At 72.8% G+C, this 18,025-nt stretch carries 10 protein-coding genes; 3 read left to right on the top strand and 7 right to left on the bottom strand.

The window, feature by feature from the left end; genetic code table 11:
* Positions 1–58: 58 nt before the first annotated feature.
* On the top strand, positions 59–1,468 hold the full coding sequence (gene glnA, locus I596_RS17215) for a type I glutamate--ammonia ligase (RefSeq protein WP_067650780.1): 1,410 nt from the start codon (positions 59–61) through the stop codon (positions 1,466–1,468).
* A 70-nt stretch (positions 1,469–1,538) separates the two neighbouring features.
* Here the strand turns inward: glnA and I596_RS18625 are convergent, their stop codons facing one another.
* Positions 1,539–3,059, bottom strand: a complete 1,521-nt coding sequence (locus tag I596_RS18625; protein WP_190278941.1) for a hypothetical protein — start codon at positions 3,057–3,059, stop codon at positions 1,539–1,541.
* 247 nt (positions 3,060–3,306) lie between these two features.
* Here I596_RS18625 and I596_RS18850 point away from each other — a divergent pair, with 247 nt between their 5' ends.
* Complete coding sequence (locus tag I596_RS18850; protein ID WP_067650785.1) at positions 3,307–3,708, top strand: DUF805 domain-containing protein; 402 nt, start codon at positions 3,307–3,309, stop codon at positions 3,706–3,708.
* A gap of 203 nt (positions 3,709–3,911) precedes the next feature.
* Here the strand turns inward: I596_RS18850 and I596_RS17230 are convergent, their stop codons facing one another.
* From I596_RS17230 to I596_RS17240, 3 genes are all read right to left on the bottom strand, one after another.
* Positions 3,912–6,809, bottom strand: a complete 2,898-nt coding sequence (locus I596_RS17230) for a serine/threonine-protein kinase (protein ID WP_067650788.1) — start codon at positions 6,807–6,809, stop codon at positions 3,912–3,914.
* A 4-nt stretch (positions 6,810–6,813) separates the two neighbouring features.
* Positions 6,814–7,365, bottom strand: a complete 552-nt coding sequence (locus tag I596_RS17235) for an ECF-type sigma factor (protein WP_067650790.1) — start codon at positions 7,363–7,365, stop codon at positions 6,814–6,816.
* Positions 7,366–7,428: 63 nt separating this feature from the next.
* Positions 7,429–9,843 carry a S9 family peptidase gene (locus tag I596_RS17240; protein ID WP_223303867.1) on the bottom strand — a complete coding sequence of 805 codons (2,415 nt, stop codon included), beginning with the start codon at positions 9,841–9,843 and terminating at the stop codon, positions 7,429–7,431.
* A 192-nt stretch (positions 9,844–10,035) separates the two neighbouring features.
* Here I596_RS17240 and I596_RS17245 point away from each other — a divergent pair, with 192 nt between their 5' ends.
* Positions 10,036–10,614 (top strand): ECF-type sigma factor, encoded by a 579-nt coding sequence (locus tag I596_RS17245; protein ID WP_067650792.1) that lies wholly within the window; start codon positions 10,036–10,038, stop codon positions 10,612–10,614.
* Positions 10,615–10,629: 15 nt separating this feature from the next.
* Here I596_RS17245 and I596_RS17250 read toward each other — a convergent pair whose 3' ends face one another.
* From I596_RS17250 to I596_RS17260, 3 genes are all read right to left on the bottom strand, one after another.
* Positions 10,630–13,464 (bottom strand): serine/threonine-protein kinase, encoded by a 2,835-nt coding sequence (locus tag I596_RS17250; protein ID WP_067650797.1) that lies wholly within the window; start codon positions 13,462–13,464, stop codon positions 10,630–10,632.
* A 114-nt stretch (positions 13,465–13,578) separates the two neighbouring features.
* Entirely contained in the window at positions 13,579–16,038 is a 2,460-nt protein-coding gene (locus tag I596_RS17255; protein WP_067650799.1) for a NosD domain-containing protein, read from the bottom strand.
* A 95-nt stretch (positions 16,039–16,133) separates the two neighbouring features.
* Positions 16,134–17,888: a Calx-beta domain-containing protein gene (locus tag I596_RS17260; protein WP_067650802.1), complete on the bottom strand. Its 1,755-nt coding sequence runs from the start codon at positions 17,886–17,888 to the stop codon at positions 16,134–16,136.
* Positions 17,889–18,025 lie beyond the last annotated feature (137 nt).

Below are 18,025 nucleotides of genomic sequence, written 5' to 3' on the forward strand. Positions count from 1 at the left end.
CGCCGCTTGGCACGCATCCTGCTGCGGGGCAGCCACCGATTACCACCGAGGCTCTTTCATGTCTGTAGACAACGCGCTCAAGCTCATCAAGGACCATGACGTCGAGTTCGTCGACCTCCGCTTCGCCGACATGCTCGGCAAGCAGCACCACGTGACGTTCCCGGCGCACTCGATCGACGAGTCGCTGTTCGAGGAAGGCCGCATGTTCGACGGCTCGTCGATCGCCGGCTGGAAGGGCATCAACGAGTCGGACATGGTGCTGATGCCGGACGCGTCCACCGCCGTGCTCGATCCGTTCACCGGCGACCCGACCCTGATCCTGACCTGCGACATCCTCGAGCCGAGCACGATGCAGGCCTATTCGCGCGACCCGCGCTCGGCCGCCAAGCGCGCCGAGGCCTACCTGAAGTCGACCGGCATCGCCGACACCGCCTTCTTCGGGCCGGAGCCGGAATTCTTCATCTTCGACTCGGTGCGCTGGCAGAACGACATGGGCAAGACCTTCTTCGAGGTCAATTCCGAAGAAGCGGCCTGGTCGTCCAAGGACAAGTTCGACGGCGCCAACTCCGGCTACCGGCCGGGCGTCAAGGGCGGCTACTTCCCGGTGCCGCCGGTCGATTCGCTGCACGACCTGCGCAGCGAGATGTGCAAGGTGCTCGAGCAGGTCGGCCAGACCGTCGAGGTGCATCACCACGAGGTCGCCACCGCCGGCCAGTGCGAGATCGGCGTCAAGTTCAACACGCTGGTCAGCAAGGCCGACGAACTGCTCGCGCTCAAGTACATCGTCAAGAACGTCGCCCATCGCAACGGCAAGACGGCGACCTTCATGCCCAAGCCGATCGTCGGCGACAACGGCTCGGGCATGCACGTGCACCAGTCGCTGGCCAAGGGCGGCACCAACCTGTTCGCCGGTGACGGCTACGGCGGCCTCTCCCAGCTGGCGCTGTGGTACATCGGCGGCATCTTCAAGCACGCCCGCGCGATCAACGCGTTCGCCAACAGCTCGACCAACAGCTACAAGCGCCTGGTGCCGGGCTTCGAGGCGCCGGTGATGCTGGCCTACTCGGCACGCAACCGCTCGGCGAGCTGCCGCATCCCGTTCGTGCACAGCCCGAAGGCCCGTCGCATCGAGGTCCGCTTCCCCGATCCGGTCAACACCGGCTACCTGACGTTCACCGCGCTGCTGATGGCGGGCCTGGACGGCATCATCAACAAGATCGACCCGGGTCCGCCGTCGGACAAGGACCTCTACGACCTGCCGCCGGAAGAGGAGAAGAACATCCCGCAGGTCTGCTCCAGCCTCGACCAGGCGCTCGACGCGCTCGACAAGGATCGCGGGTTCCTGAAGGCCGGCGGCGTGTTCTCCGACGACTTCATCGACGGCTACATCGACCTGAAGATGCAGGAAGTGACCAAGTTCCGCGCCTCCACGCATCCGCTGGAGTACCAGCTCTACTACGCGATCTGATCGCGTAGATCATGTCTTGCGAAACGGCCGCCTCCGGGCGGCCGTTTTCGTTTGCGGTCCCGGCGGCGGCTCAGAAGCCCGGCGCGGTCAGCGCGATCGGCGGCCCGGCATGCCCGACTGCGGCGATCGCCGTCCGGACGTCGGCGCGCGCTGCCACCGCCGCCTGGCGGGCGCTACGCGCCTTCTTGATCGGCGGCGCCGGCACGTCCAGGTAGGCCTGGACTTCGCTGAGCGCATCGCTGCGCCAGTCCGTGCTGCGCAGGCGCTCGATCAGCAAGGCGGCTGCCTCGTCGGCGCGATCGGCATGCGCCAGCGCCAGCTGGTAGGTGGCGACCGCATCGTCGCGATGCTCGCGCATGAAGGCCAGATGCCGCTCCACCGCCGCCGCGTCCCGGCGCTGCACGGCGACCATCAGGCGCAGCATCTCCAGCTGCATGCGGCCGTAGGGGCTGGGCGCACCCAGGTCCTCCACCGCGTCGAGTGCCTCCTCGTCGCGGCCGAGCTCAGCGTAGAGCCAGGCCAGGTTGAGCGCCTGGCTGACGTTCATGCGGCCGTTTTCGGGGCGGCGCGCCGCGCGGCGCTGCTGGACCACAGCCTCGTCCCAACGGCCCAGGCCCTGCAGTGCCTGCGCGCGGTGGTCCAGGATCCAGACGTACTCCTTCTCGAAATCAGCGTAGTGCGTCTCCCCGTCGCCGTCGGCGACGCGCGCGACCACCTCGTCGGCGCTGGCCAGCGCCTCGGCGAACCGGCCCGCATCGAGCAGGCGCCGCTGCAGCACGGTGCGCGGATCGAGGCGATCGGGTGCCGCTTCGGCCACGCGGCGCGCCCGCGCCAGGTCCGCCTCGATGACCGCGTCGAGCGCGAAGCGTGACGCGTCGTCGACCACGCGGTCGAAGCGCCGATCGGCATGCAGCGCGACCACCGAGCGCGGCGCCCGGATCTTGCGCGCGACGGCAGCCGCCCGCGTCACGTGGTCCTGTTCGAGCGCCAGCCGCGCCAGCACCAGCCAGAGACCGTCCGGCGACTCGCCGCCGACGTTGAAGCCGGTGTCGAAAAGCGCATCGAGCAGCTCGCGGTGCTCGGCCGCTGCCTCCGGCCGTTCCTCCAGTCTCGACGCCAGGCGGACGATGGCCCAGCCGTCGTACTCCTGCAGGACCTGCGGCCAGCGCCGGGAGATCCTGGCGACGCAGCGCGCGACGTCAACGTCGTCGTCGAGCGCCGAGGCGGCCAGCAGGCGCGCATGCCAGATCCCGCCCTCGGCCTGGGCGTAGCCGCTGGCGCGGACCAGCAATGGATGCGCGCGCGCCGGCTCGCCGCGTTCGCCGGCGAGCCGGCCGGCCAGCGCCAGCACTTCGTACTGCTCCCGGTCGTCGAGCGCGTCGAAACCGCTCGAGGCGACCACGGCGGCAAAGCCGCGGTCGGCGGCCGCGATGTCCCCGTCGCGAAACTGCGCGAATGCCAGACGCAGCGCCTGCCGGGCGGTGTCGGCCGGGGACTCCGGCTCCGCCTCCGGGGCGGGCTTGGCCGCGGCGGCCGGCAGCGACACCATCGCCAGGCCGAGAAGCACTCCGACGATCCAGGCAGCGCGCATGCCGTTCTCCACTCGTTCCGCCCCGTCCGGAGCATCCGTCGACGAGCGTTCCGGCCGCTCGCATCCGGCGGCACCACCCGGTCCCGCGGAAACGACACTACACGGCAACGACGGCTCCTTTCCAGCGCGCCGGCGACGAGGGCGCGGGACTGCTGGTCACCGTGGCCCCCGCCGGCCGCGTTCTGCGTGGACAGCAGCGGGGCGACGCCGATGTCGTGCCCATCCCATCCTCGCAAGGAGAAGGCAGGTGAGCTGGAAGACGCTGTTGTTTTCGTTCCAGGGCCGCGTCGGACGCGGTCCGTACTGGGGCCTGGTGGTCGTCTCGCTGCTGGTGCTCGGCGGCCTCAGCGCGTTCGGCGTGATGAGCGTGGTCAATGCGCCGGACGCCGCCGCGGCCGGCGGCGGCCTGGGCGTGCTGCCGATACTGGTGATGCTGCTGTTGCTGTGGCCGGCGCTGGCGATCCAGGCCAAGCGCTGGCACGACGTGGACAAGTCGGCGTGGTGGATCCTGATCGGCCTGGTGCCGGTGATCGGCGGCCTGGTCGCGCTGGTCTTCAACGGCTTCATCCCCGGCACGCCGGGCGCCAATCGCTTCGGTCCGGCGCCGGACGGCCACGTGCCGGCCGGCACCGCGCCGATCGGGGGCTGAGCCGGCGCCGGCGGCGGGACGCGCGTCGACGGATCGACGCGCGGATCGGTACGCCGGCTCGGCACCACGCGTCGTGGCGGCACCCGCTGCGCGCCGGGGCAGCGCCAAGCGCCGAGCAGGGCGCTATGTTCGCGCACGAACGCCCGCCACCGCGATGCCGGGGCACCGTGGTGGTGCGGGCCGCGCGTCTCGGTGGACCGCCGTCAGCCGCGCACGTCGAGGCGGCGCGCCAGCGCGCGCGCCTGGCGCAGCCGGGTGGCGTACTCCGGTGCCTGCAGCCGGCGCAGCGCCTCGCCGATGTCCGCGCGTGCGCCGGCGATCTCGCCCTCGTCCAGGCGCAGCCGGCTGCGCTCGAGATAGATCGCGCCGAGGAACGGTTCCTTCGCCTCGTCGTCGCCCCGCTCGAGCGCGGAGCGGGCGGTCTCGATCAAGGTGGCCGCTTCGCGACGCGCAGCGGCGTCGCCGGTCGCGATCAGGCTTGCCGCCAGCGCGCCGCGTGCCTGCGCGACTTCGGCGTGGTCCTCGCCGTAGACCTTCGCCAGCACCTCGGCGGTGTGACGCAGCAGCGGGATCGCCTCGCCGTCGCGGCCCTGCGCGTGCCGCAAGGCGCCGATCACGCTGTTCATGTAGGCGGTCTCGTAGTCTTCGCTGGAGATGCGCGTCAGTGCCGCCGCGGCCTCGACGGCGAGCGCATCGGCCTCGGCCAGGCGCCCGCTCTCGGTCAGCACGCTGACCACCTCCAGCGCGGTCAGCCAGGTGTAGACGCTGTCGCCGACGACGGTGCGGAACGCGTCGAACGACGCACGGTAGCGTTGCGCGGCAAGCTCGAGCCGGCCCTGCGCGCGGGCCAGGTTGCCGTGGAACTGCAACGCCTGCGCGTACTGGCCCGACGGCGTCCTGGAGAGGATGGCGATGGCCTCGGTCAGCGCCGCGTCCGCCGCGTCGAACTGCCCCATGCGCCGGTGCAGGTCGCCCAACCGGATCAACGTGCCGCCGAGGATCATGTGGCCGGGCGGCAGCTGGATGCGCTCGATCCGCACCGCCGCCTCGTAGTGACCACGTGCTTCCTCGTAGGTGCGCTGCACGCGCAATACGTCGGCGATGCTGGTGTGCAGCAGCGCTGCGCGGGCATGGTCTTCGCCCCCGCTGTGGACGACGATCCCCAGGGCCTCGCGGTAGCTCGCCAGCGCGTCGGCGTAGCGTGCCGCTTCCTGCTGGATCTTGCCGAGCGTCGCCAGCCGCGAGGCCACGCGTCCGTCGTACGGACCATAGGTCGCGCGATCGACCGCCAGCGCATGCAGGGCCAGCCGCTCGGCCTCGGCCGGGTTGGACCGGATCAGCTCGACCATCGCCAGTGTCGCCTCGGCCTGTGCGGTCTTGGGCCGCTCCGCGTGGCCGGCGGCGTACAGGCGCGTCACCGCGTCGCGCAGCATCGTGCCGGCCGCCTCCACGTCGCCGACCGCATAGACCGCATCGGCATAGGCGGCGAGCGTCTCGGCGCTCGCCACGCTGTCGGCGCCGGACAAGGACTTCTGCAACTCCCACGCGCGCTGCAGGGTCGCCTTCGCCGCCTCGCGGTCGTCGAGGTTGACCTGGATCTCGCCGAGGTCGCGCAGCAGCTCGGCCTGCAGGTCCGGCTCGCCGGTCAGCGTCGCGTCGATCTGCGCGATGCCTTCGCGGATCAGGTCCGGCGCCGACCGCGCCTGGGCGCGGACGCGGCTGACCGGGTCCTGTTCGCGGAACAGCGTCAGGATGAAGTCCTTGACGCGCTCGGTGCGGGCCAGCTGGCGCTCGGCATTGGCACGCTCGACATCGGCGCGCTGGGCCTGGGCCTGCGCACGGTAGGCCTGCCACACCGCAACGCCGAGGCCGGCGACGAGGGACGTCGCCACCAGGACGGTCGCCGTCACGCCCAGCCGGTGACGGCGCACGAACTTGCGCATCCGGTAGGCGGGGGAGTCGATGCGCGCGGTGATCGGCCGGCCGTCGAGGCAGCGCCGCAGGTCGCCGGCGAAGGCCGCCGCAGTCGGATAGCGGCGGGCCGGATCGCGTTGCAGTGCGGTCGCGACGATCACGTCCAGGTCGCCGCTCAGCAGGCGTACGAGATGCCGCGCGCTGAAGCCGTCCTCGTAGAGCTCGGCCAGGCGCTGCGGCTTCATCTGCGCCGCCAGTGCGCTCGGACGCTGGCTGGTTTCCTGGGCGACGTCCTGCGCGAGCTGTGCCGCCGTACCGGCACGCCGGCGCTGCGGCAGCTGGCCGACCAGCAGCTCGCACAGCATCAGGCCCAGCGCATACACGTCGGTGGTGGTGCCGACCGGCTCGCCGAGGATCTGCTCGGGCGCCGCATAGGCCGGCGACAGCACGCGCAGGCCGGTGCCGGTCACGGTCTCCTCGCCGCTCGGCTCGATCAGCTTGGCGATGCCGAAGTCGAGCACGCGTGGCTCGCCGGCGGCGTCCACCAGCACGTTCGACGGCTTCAGGTCGCGGTGCACGATCAGCTGCGTGTGCGCATACGCCACCGCGTCGGCGACCTTCGCGAGCAGGGCGACGCGCGCTGCCACGTCGATCCTGTGTTCGGCCGCGTAGCGCGTGATCGCGCGGCCGTCGACGTGCTCCATGACGTAGAACGGGCGGCCGTCCGCGCTCATGCCGCCGTCGACCAGCCGCACGATGTGCGGATGATGCAAGCGGGCGAGGATGCGTCGCTCCTGCAGGAAGCGGCGCATGATCGCGACGCTGTCCATGCCGCGCTTGAGCACCTTGACCGCGACCTGCTGCTCGTAGGCACCGTCGGTGCGCTCGGCCAGCCAGACCACGCCCATGCCGCCCTCGCCGATCGGCCGCAGCAGGTGGTACGGACCGGCCCGGCGGTCGGCCGGCGCACCGTCGGCGAGCAGGCCGGGCACGACGGCGACCGCGTCCGCGTCGAGCAGGGCGTTGGCGTCGGCATCGGCGGCGAGCAACGCGCGCAGGTCGGCGGCGATGCTCGCGTCGTCGCGCTCGAGGTCGGCCAGCCGCTGCTGGCGCTCGGCCGGTCCCAGCTCCACCAGCGCGTCGAACAAGACGGCGATCCGGCTCCAGCGTTGGGCGGCGTCGGACACGCGGTCAGGCCTCGGTCATCGTGCGCTGCAGGAATGCGCGCGCACGCCGCCAGTCGCGCTTGAGCGACCGCTCCGAGCGCCCCTGCTGGACGGCGATGTCGGCCAGCTCCAGCCCGGCGTAGAAGCGCATCTCGACCAGGGCCGCCAGCGGCGCATCGACCTCGCCCAGGCGCACCAACGCTTCGTCGAGCGCGAGCAGGTCATCGTCGCGGTGCTGCGCGGCCAGGTGCAGCGCCGTGGTCTCCAGCGCGGCGAACTGCAGGTCGCCGCCGCGCCGCAGCGCGGCGCGCGCACGGACGTGGTCGACGACGATCTGGCGCATCGCGCGTGCCGCGACCGCGAAGAAGTGCCCCCGGTCGTTGACGGCCAGGGCGCCGTGGTGGGCCAGCTTCAGATAGGCCTCGTGCACGAGCGAGGTCGCGCGCATGGCCGCATCGCCGCGCAACTGGCCGGCGGCCAGGCGATGCAGCTCGTCGTAGAGCAGGGAAAACACGCGCGCGGCGGCATCCTGGTCGCCACCGCGCGCCTTGCCGATCAGTTCGGTGATTTCGGCCACGAGCCTTCCCCGGTCGCCGCCGGTACGGTGCCACGCGCGCCCGGTGCTGGCAATCGGCCGCCGTCAGCGCCTGCCGGGCAGCGAGGTGATGCGGTAGTCCGGCGGGGTCCGACCCATCAGGTGTTCCACGAAATGGTCCCAGAGTCGCCGCGTGTAGTAGGGATCGTTGCGGAACAGGTCGTGGTCCTGGTTCGGCAGGACCACCAGGTCGAAGGTCTTGTCGGCCTTGACCAGGGCGTCGACCAGCTGCACCGTCACCCCCGCTGGCGCGTGCTCGTCGAGGTCGCCGTAGACCAGCAGCAGCTTGCCCGCCAGGCGATCGGCGAGCACGGCGTTGTCGAGCTGGCGGTAGTTGTCGGCGACCGTGCCCGGCGACGGCCGTGCCGCGCCCGCGGTGCCGTAGACCGGCGGCCCGGCGACCAGCCGGTCCACGCCGTTGACCGGCCCGCTGTACATGCCCTGGCCGTTGTGGCTGCCGGCCGAGGAGACCGCGGCCTTGTAGAAGTCCGGGCGCAACAGCAGCGCCCGTGTCGAGGTATAGCCGCCGAACGAATGGCCGTAGATCCCGACGCGCGCCAGGTCCATGCCGCGATAGCGGCCGGCCAGCGCCTGGATCGCCGCCACATGGTCGTCGATCTGCGGCCCTCCGCCGGGGCCGAAGCTCGCGTCGTGAAACGCCTGCGAGCGCCCCGGCGTGCCGCGCGCGTCGATCGTCACGACGACGAAGCCGAGCGCCGCCAGGCTGGCGCGCGAGACCGGGTTCATCGTCGTGGTCGCCTCGACGAAACCGACCGGCGCGTTGGTGACGTGCGGCCCGCCGTAGATCGCGTCGATCACCGGATAGCTGCGCTCCGGCGAATAATCGGGCGGGAAGTAGACCGTCGCGTAAAGGTCGGTCCGGCCGTCGGCGGCCTTCACCCGCGTCCGCACCGGCGGCCGCCAGCCCGCGGCGTACACCGCGGATGCATCGGCACGCTCCAGTTCCAGCACGACGGCGCCGTCCTCGGTCGAACGCAGGACCGTCACCGGCGGCTGGTCGACCGTCGAGTAGCTGTCGACCACGGTGTCGCCCGCGGGCGAAAGCGCGCCCGACGGACCTTCGCCGGCCAGCGCGCCCACCAACGCGCCGGGTCCATTGTCGATCGCGTGGTCGGCGGCCTCGGCCGTCAGCAGCACCGGCTGGCCGCCGTCCAGCGAGACGCGGTACAGCCGCCGCTGGTAGGGATCGCCGCCTTCGCGCCCGCCCGCGGTGAAGTAGACGCGGCGCCGCGCCTCGTCCACGCCGACGATGTCGCGCACCAGCCAGTCGCCGGACGTCAGCCGGCGTATCAGGCGGCCGTCTCGCCGGTCGTAGAGGTAGAGATGACCCCAGCCGTCGCGCTCGGAGAACCAGATCGCCTCTTCGCGTCCGGCCAGGATGCGCACGGCGGCGCGGTTGTAGAAATAGTCGTTGAGCTGCACGCGCGTGTCCGAGCGCTCCTCGACGATCGTCCGCACCGCGCCGGAAGCCAGGTCGATCTCGACCAGGCGTAGACGTGCCGGCCGGTCGTAGCGGGCGATCGCCGCATAGACCCGGCTGCCGGACCAGCCGAGCACGCCGGCCTCGGCGAGGCCGTTCCAACCTTCGGGGATGGCGATGGCGCGAACGCCACCGCCAGCGGTGTCGACCACGAACCAGGCATCGCGCACCGGCTCCGGATCGCCGAGCAGGCTCATGCGGATCTCGTGGACGACCGGGCGGAACCCGTCCTGCGGCGCCGATGCGACCAGCGGATAGCGCCCGACCTTGCGCTCGTCGTAGCGCGTGCCGAACACCCAGCGCCCGTCCGGCGACCAGTGGGTGGCGAACGGCGGCACCTTCAGCCGGCCCTGACGGTGGGGAATGGCGCGCAAGGTGAAGTCGGGCAGCACGCCATAGCCGTGCAACGGCGCGCCGTCGTGCGTGAGCGCGCGATCGCCGGTTTGCGGGTCGTGCAGCCAGAGGTTGTCGTCGCGCACGAACAGGCTGCGCCGACCATCCGGCGCCGGCAGCAGCTGCGCGCCGCGCGGCATCGCGGGAACCGTCCGGCAGGCGTACCGGCCCAGCGCGCATTCGATGTCGCCGTCATCGCCGCCGCGGAAGGTCGCCACCATTTCCGTAGCGGATGGGCTGCGCACCGACAGCAGCTCCGGCACGACCGGTGCGATTCCGGCGGCCTCGGGCCAGGCCTGCCGCACGCGTACGCCGTCGAACAGCGGTACCTGGCGACGCGCGGCCGGATCGACCAGTCGATACGGCGCGGCGCTGTCGTCGTCGCGCCGGTACCAGAAGCGCCCGTCGGCCAGCCAGTGCGGCACGACCCGGGCATTGCGCACCTGGCCCTTGAGGTTGAAGTCGTGCACGCGTTCGGCTTGCGCGTAGGCCGCGGTCGGCAGGGCTGGTGCGGCGGCCTGGCCGGGACCGGACACGGCGACGAATACGGCGAGGAATGCCAGCACGCGCCGGCAGGGCGCAGATGGTGCGCCCCTGGTGAAGGCGGCTGGCGCAGGAACGGCCAGGTTGCGTAGGCTTGCGGCGAGGACGGCAACGAACGGACGGGACATTTGGCTCTCCTGGGTCTTCCGCGGAACGGCACCGATGCGACGCGCCCGGCGCGACGCGATCGGCAGTCCCCTTCGTTTCGCGATCCGGTGTCGGGACAGGACACGGCGATCACCGAGGTCACCGTGCTGCTGGCCGCCGCGCATGCCGGCGACCCCGGTGCCTGGGACCGGATCTATGCCCGGCTCTACCGCGACTTCCACCGCATCGCGCAGGCCCAGGTGCGGCGGTACGGCGACCGGGCGTTCTCGCCGACCTCGCTGGTCAGCGAGGCCTGGCTGCGCCTGGCCGGCTCCGCGGCGGCCGCCAGCAACCGGCAGCACCTGACCGCCCTGCTCGCTCGCGCGATGCGCTACGCGCTGCTGGACGAAGCCCGGCAGCGGCTGGCCGACAAGCGCGGCGGGCGCGACGCGGCGGGTGCGTTGGAGGACGCCGCCGGCGTCGCTTCGCCACTGACCCAGCTGCTGGCGCTGGACCAGGCGCTCGATCGGCTCACCGCACTCGACGCGCGCCTGGGCCGGGTCGTGGAACTGCGCTACTTCGGCGGATGCGGCGAGGAGGAGATCGCCCGGCTGCACGCCGTGGACGTCCGCACCGTGCGTCGCGACTGGCGGCGCGCGCGCGCCTTCCTGCTGCGCCAGCTCGGCGACACCGACCTGGCGATCTGATCGCCTGCCGGCTGGCTAGGCGCGACCGGGCCCGGCCGCCGGCACCGGCGTCTCCAGGCTGCCGAGCTTGGCGGCCAGCCGCTGCACCACCGGGTTGTGCGTTCCGACCAGGCCCGACGCCACCTCGCGCGCCTGCCGCCAGTGCGCGCCGGCGCGCTGCACGTGGCCGGCCGTGTGATCGATGTCCCCCAGCGCTTCGAGCGCGGACGCCAGCGACACGCCGGCGACCAGCGACGGCAGCCGCGCCTGCGCGTCGTCGGCCAGCGACCGCAGCAGCGCCGCCGCCTCGTCCTCGCGCCGTTGGCGGATCAGGACGCCGGCCAACAGCATGCGCGCCTGCAGCGCACGGTCGCTGGTGGCTCCGCGCAGGCGCGACAGCTCGGCGATCAGCGGACGCACTTCGGTCTCGGTATCGGCAGGGTCGCGCCAGGCGGCCTGGGCGCGCAGCAGGAACAGCCGGTGCAGCGCGACCGGAAGGCCCTGCCGCTCGCTTTCGTGCAGCCCGAGCCGATGCAGGTCGACGGCGGGCGCCAGCGCGGCCGGGTCCGCCCCGGCGAGGCTCGCCTGCCAGGCCAGCAGGCTGCCGAGCGCCAGCATCGCCTCGAGCGTCCGCTCGTGCGACGGGCCGTGCACCGCCCGGGTGATCGCCAGCGCTTGCCGCGCCTGGGCGACGCCGCGCGCCAGGTCGCCGTCCAGGGCCTCGATCAGCGCCGCCGTGCCCAGTGCGTCGGCCAGCGCGGGCGTGTCCCCCGGCTGCGCGGCGCGCACGATCGCCTCGCCGCGCCGCACCGATTGCTGCGCCTCGTCCAACCGCGCCTGGGCGTACTGCGCCTGTGCCAGCGCGATCCAGGCCCAGCCGGTGCGCAGGTGGGTTTCACCCAGGCCGGCCCGGCGCGCAGCGAGCAGCGCCTGCGCCTGCTGCTGCGCCTCGGCCGGCGCTTCGCGCGCCAGCGCCGCGCGCACCCGTTCGGCGTGCACGGCGTCGGCCAGGCGCCGGTCGCCGGCGGCCACCCGGCCGAGCGCATCGAGCAGGTCGTGTTCGGCGGCGGCGTACTGCCAGGTCTGCAACCGCCGCTGCCCGCGCAGGACCAGCAGTTCGGTCATCGGCGCCGGATCGTGCGCGGCCAGCCCCTCGGCCGCGACGAAAGCCTCGCGCAGGACCGCCTCGGCCCGCGCCGGTTCGCCGCGTCCCCACCAGGCGCGTGCCAGCTCGGCCTGCAGGCCGATGCGGGCCGGCGCGTCGGCGGCCTGCGGGCCCAGGTGCGCGAGCCCGGCCTCGGCGATCCGGCCGGCGGCGGCATGCGCGGAACGGGCGTTGAGGAGGTGCGCGCGGGCCGCGTCCAATCCGGCCCGCTGGCGTGGATCGAGCAGGCGGTCGGCAGGCGCTGCGGCCAGCAGGATCGCCGCCCGGCGGTAGTCGCCGGCCGCCATGTGGTGCCGCGCCAGCGCCGGCAGGCCGGCCGCGCGCGCCGCAGCGGCGACATCGGGACGCAGCAAGCGGCGCTCGGGCTCGTCGAGCGGCGATCCGGCATCGGCCAGCGCGGCGAGCGAGGCCTCGTAGAGTCCGGCCAGGTCCTGGACCGTTCGGGCGGCCTGCACGGTCTGGCTGCGGTACGCCGCCGTGGCGGCACCGAGCGCGAGCGCCAGCAGCGCCGCGACCACCGGCGCCGGATGGCGCCGCAGGAACAGGCGTGCCCGGTAGCCGGGCGCGCGGCCACGGCTGGGCAGCGGCCGCGAGGCCAGCCAGTGATTCAGGTCGTCCAGCAGGGCGGCCACCGACCCGTAGCGCCGCGCCGGGTCGGCCGCCACGCAGCGCAGCGCAATCGCATCGAGGTCGCCGCGCAGTAGCCGCGCCCGCGGCAGGCCCCGTCCTCCGTTCCGGCGACCGGCCAGACGGCTCGGCGGCTGCGGACTCGACGGGCCGGCGTGCAGCGCCGGGAAGACGGTCGGCTCGACGCCAGCAGGCCACCGGTCGCACAGCAGGCGATACAGCACGACACCGAGCGCATGGATGTCTGCCGCCACCGACAGGGCAGCGCCGGCCAGCACCTCCGGCGCGGCGTAGCCGGGCGTCGCCGCGATGCGCGGCGGGCTCGGGTCCGCCGTGGCCAGCACCGACAGACCGAAGTCGAGCAGCAGCGGTCGGCCGGCCTCGACGAGCAGGTTGGACGGCTTGATGTCGCCGTGCACGCGGCCGCTGCCGTGCGCATGGGCCACGCCCTCGCAGGCCCGCGCGAACAAGGCCACGCGCGCGCGCAGGCCCAGGGCCTGTTCCGCGCACCAGGCGTCGATCGGCCGCCCCTCGACGATGGGCATCGCGAACCACGGATCGCCGTCCTCGTCGAGGCCACCGTCGAGCAGGGCCGCGATACCCGGATGGCGCAGGCCCGCCAGCGCCTGCCGCTCGTTGCGGAGCGCCTCGGCCAGCGCCGGCCCGCCGAAACCGCCACGCACGCACTTGATCGCCACCGTCTGCCGGTAGGCGCCATCGGCGCGCTGTGCGCGATAGACCGTGCCCATGCCGCCCCGGCCGATCACCGCCTCGATCCGCCATGCCCCCAGGCGCTGTCCCAGCCGCCGGTCGGCCGTGCCGGCCGGCGCGGGATCGGCCGGTGCGGCATGCAGCGCGGCGACGGCCGCGCCCGGCCGCTCCAGCACGCCCACTCGCGCATCGGCCGCCAACCAGCGGACCAGCTCGGCATGCAACGGTGGATCGGTCGCGGCCAAGGCGGCCAGTGCCCGTTCGCGCGCCGCACCGGTGCATTCGGCATAGGTATCGAACGCCGCCAGCGCGCGTGCCGCCAGCGCGTCCGGCGCCGTACCGTTCCCGACCTCGCCGGTAGTCGCCATCAGCCGATGCTCCGCGGAAGAACGGCCCGAGCATACCAAGCCGATCGCGATGCTCCGCCGCTGTCCCGGCGGCCGCGCACCGCCGGGACGCGGCCGTCGGCACGGCCGGCACACTCAATCGATCGGCGGGCAGACCTCCGCCGCGTCGGTATCCAGGCCGTAGGCGAAGATGCGATCACAGGCATAGGCGACGCAGGCGGCGTATTCGGACGTGTTGCCGCTCGGCGACGTCGCGGTCGCGGTGATCCACGTGCCGTACAGCGACTGTGTGCTCTGGATCGGCAGGTCGAACGGCGCGCTGCCGTTGACCGGCGGCAGCAGTGTGCCGCCGGCGACCGTCACCTGCGCCGAGCCCAGGTAGCGCCGGGCCCCGGCCTGGCCGCCGGCACCGCAGCTCGGTCCCGCGAAGAACTCCAGGCGGTGCACGCCGTTCCAGGTCGACAGCGTGCCGGCCACGCGGCCGGCGTTGCGCGTGCCCGCGGCGGCGGCCAGCGCCGGGAAGTTCTGGTCGCAGTTCGCGTTGCCGCAGCCGCCCGGCGTGACCAGCGGCACGTCCGAGTCGATCGGGTTCATGCCGGCCGGCTGCAACAGGTCGAAGTCGCGCAAGCCGTTCTGGTAGGCGAGATTGGAACTGAAGCGGTTGCCGGTCGCGCCCGCGGCCAGGACTACGCCCAGCGCGCTGTTGTAGGCCACCGTGTTGCCGGTGACGAGGTTGTCCAGCGCTGTCGCCGCGAACCGCACGCCGTCGCCGTTCGGCAGGGCGTGGTTGGGCGTGCACGGCGGCAGGCAGATGCTGAACGCCTTCAGGCCGATCCGGTTGGCCGACACGATCGCGTTGCTGCCGCGCACGTCCAGGCCCACCGTGTTGCCGGAGATCAGGTTGTCGATCACCGCGCTGTGGTCGGTCGCCAGGCGGATGCCGGTGCCGTTGCCGCGTGCCTCGTTGCCGTTGCGCGCGGTGCCGATGAGGTTGTTGACGACCAGGTGCTGGATCCCGCTGCCGGCGAGCGATATGCCGATGTCGTCCGCACCCGCGATCGAGTTGCGGTCCGCCGGCGCGAAGCCGCCGATGCTGACGGCGTGCGCGCTACCGCCGACGGCGATGTTGTTGAGGTTGCCCGGCACGTCGAGGAAATCGGCGAAGCCCGAGCCGAGGTGGCTGCCGCGGATCGCATGCCCGCTGCCGCCCTGCAGGACGATCGCATTGTCGAAGCCGCCGAGCACCAGGCCGTCGAGCTGCAGGCTCACGCTCGCGGCTGCGCTGGCCGGCACCCGGAACGCATGGCTGATGCGCTGGCTGCGCTGGATGAAGATGCGGTAGCTGGCGTTGTTGCTCCATTCGCTGGTGTTCGGCTGCGCGCCGGCCTGGCTGAAACCGTCGATGCGCAGCGGCGCGAGGACATCCGGATAGGGCGTGCCCGGAACCAGGATCGCGCCGTTGGGACCGGGAATCGCGAAGCGGACCGTGCTGGCGTTGGGGTGCGAGTTGGCGTCGATGATCGCCTGGCGCAGCGATCCCGCGCCGCTGTCGGCCGCGGTCGTCACGACCAGGTCGGCAATGTCGACCACGGCCGATTCATAGGCGCCGCGATCGACCGCGCTGCCGACGATCCGCGGGCCGCCGTCCAGGTCCACGCCGGGCAGGCCGCCCGGCGGTGTGTTGAGACCGCTGTTGATCGCCGGCGATGCCGGCTCGGCCGGACGCCCGTTCGCACCGAGCAGCGGATCGGCGACCAGGTTGCCGGCCGAGGTGGCCAGCTGCAGCAGCGGCGTGCCCTGCCAGAGGTTGTGGCGTGCGTGCACCGTCGGCAGCCAGCTGTTGGCCGCCAGCGCGACGTCCTCGCCGGCGTTGTTCCAGAGCACGTTGTTGCTGAGGTGGAAGCCGACCGCCTGCGAATCGGGTCCGCGATAGAGCTGCAGGCCGGCGTGCTGGGACTGCACGATCGTATTGTTGGAGGCGTACACCTCCGACGCGAACACCGCCGGCGAACTGCCGAGCGTCACGCCGCCGCGCGAGCGCACCAGGTTGTTCTCGAACACGACGTTGCCGCAGACGCTGCTGAGGCTGAAACCGGCCTGCGCCGCGGACGTATCGGTATCGACCATGCTCCGGCGCATCGTGACGATGCGGCCGTAGTCGGCACAGGTGCCGATGTCGTAGACCAGCAGCTGCTTCATGTTGCGGAAGCGCACGCCTTCGATCGTCACGCCGAGGCCGCCGTGGCGCAGTTGCAGGTCCATCTGCGCGAGCCCGTCGATGACGGTATTGGCGGCATCGACCGTGCGCGCCGTGCAGTCGGCGTTATAGCCGCCGAGCAGGTTGAGCCTGTTGACCTGGGTGATCTGCCGGAAGCCGGTGTAGCCGTACGTCTGCGCGACCAGGCGCAGCGTCACGGTGCCGCTGAGGTCGGACTGGAACTGGCCGGCCTGGTCGAGGCCGGCCAGCAGGTCGCCGAGCGTCTGCACGCACAGTTCCAGCGCCGAGGCAGGGCGGGCGCCGCAGGCCAGCGCGCACAGCGCGAAGAGCAAGTGCAGGCCGCGGCGTGGCGAGCGCGTAGGGATCGGACCGTTCATGGGGCACTCCCGGGCAGGATGACCGGTCGTGAAACCCGCGGCGGCGGGCGAACGAACGTCGCCGCGGCGGCGCTGCGCCGGTCGTGGTGCGGCGCTCACAGCAGCGCCCTCGACCGGCCACGCCACGCCGCCGCCAGTGCCAGCAGCAGGCCGAGCAGACCGAGCGCCGGCAAGCCGGCCGCCGGGACCGGCTGCGCGACGACCGGCGCGGCAGTGTCGTCGTCGACGATCGTGCCGGTGGCGACGCCGTCGGCGATCGTCGCCCCGGTCGCGTCGCCGAGCCGCGCGAGGAAGGTCTCGTCGCCCTCTACCGCCAGGTCGCCGATCACCGGCACCTGGAACAGGACGCTGCTGACGCCTTCGTCGAGCGTGAGGAAGGTGCCGGTCGGCACGTAGTCCACGTTCGGCGTCGCGCTGCCCAGGTCGCTTTGCGCCATGACACCGACACCGCCCGGCGACGGTGCCGACAGCGTGACCGTGAACGTCATCATCACGGTGCCGGCATCGCCTTCGGTGACGCTGGCATCGGCGATCGAGAGCGTGGGCAGCGGCGGCGGTTCGCCACCGCCTTGCAGGCGCACGACGAGGAACTGGTCGTCGCCGTCGCCGGCCGAGCCCCGATCGACGCCCGCGAGGACGATCGCGCCATCGGCCTGCACGGCCACCGCGTCGATCTGGAGATCGGTGGGCGCATCAACCAATCGCACGCCACCGGTGCCGAAGCCGGCATCGGCCTGGCCATCGGCGGTCAGGCGCAGCGCGAATCCCATCGCGCCGTCGGCGAAGCTGCTCGCGTTGCCGGCGACGACGAGCCCGCCGTCGGCCAGCAGGGCCAACGCGAACGGCCACAGCTGGACCACGGCCTGGCTCGCCGCGGTCACCACGACCGTGCCGCCGCTGCCGAACGTGGCATCGACGGCGCCGTCGGCCAGCAGGCGCGTGACCCGCGTGTCGCTGCCGGCCAGGCCGGCGGCGACGATGCGGCCGTCGGCCAGCACCTGCAGGTCACCGATGCGCGTCATGCCCGGCAGCTCGACGCGGCCATCGCCCCCGAACGTGGCATCGGCGCTGCCGTCGGCGGCGAGACGCTGGATGAAGGCAGCGCCGCCGTCACCGTCCAGGTGCCCGCCGAGCAGCACCTTGCCGTCGGGCTGCAGCGCGACCGCGTTGGCCGAGTTGCTGTCCGGTGCCGCCAGCACGAAGCCTTCGTCGCCGAACAACGGCAGCGGCATGCCCAGCGTATCCAGCCGCAGGGCGAGGGCGTCGATGCCGCCACCGCCATCGCTGGCGTAGCCGGCGAGCGCGAAACCGTTCGCACCGGCCGCGAGCGCCAGCGCGACGTCCCCGCCGGGGCGCGCGCTCAGGAACCAGCCGTCGCCCTGGTTGCCGAAGCTGCCGTCGATCGTGCCGTCGCTGCCCAGGCGCAGCGCCACGGAGCGCACGCCGGTGGCGGGCGTGAAGCGGGTGCCGGCCACGACGAGCCTGCCGTCGACCTGGACGGCCAAGCCGTAGCCCTCCTCGTCGCTCGCCGCTGCGTGGCCGGCGATCACGCGGCCGCTGCCGGCGAAGCTCGTATCGGGGCTGCCGTCGGGATTGAGGCGCAGCACGCCGAAGTCACCGTCGATCGCGTTCTGCGCGGCGCTGCCGGCGACCACGATGCGGCCGGCCGCGTCGATCGCCAGCGCGGTCGCGGCGGCGCCGTTGCCGGTCATTGCGTCGCGGACCATGCCGGTACCGCCGAAGGTCGGATCGAGGTCGCCAGGTGCGGCACCGGCCGTGCCGCTGACGGTCGCGAGCAGCGCGACGAACAGGGCCGATCGGAACCGGCCCGACTCGGGGGATGGATACATGGCTTGCACTCCTGCGGTTGCGGATGCCGATGCCAAACCCGGCGGCGCCGCAAACCGAACAACCCGCCGCGTGTTCGGTTTCGCCGCCGCGCCGGGTTGGGTCCGGAGCCCCTTCCCGCGGCCCTCCCGATGTCCAC

This window comes from Dokdonella koreensis DS-123 (assembly GCF_001632775.1).
In the GTDB taxonomy this organism is placed as follows: domain Bacteria; phylum Pseudomonadota; class Gammaproteobacteria; order Xanthomonadales; family Rhodanobacteraceae; genus Dokdonella; species Dokdonella koreensis.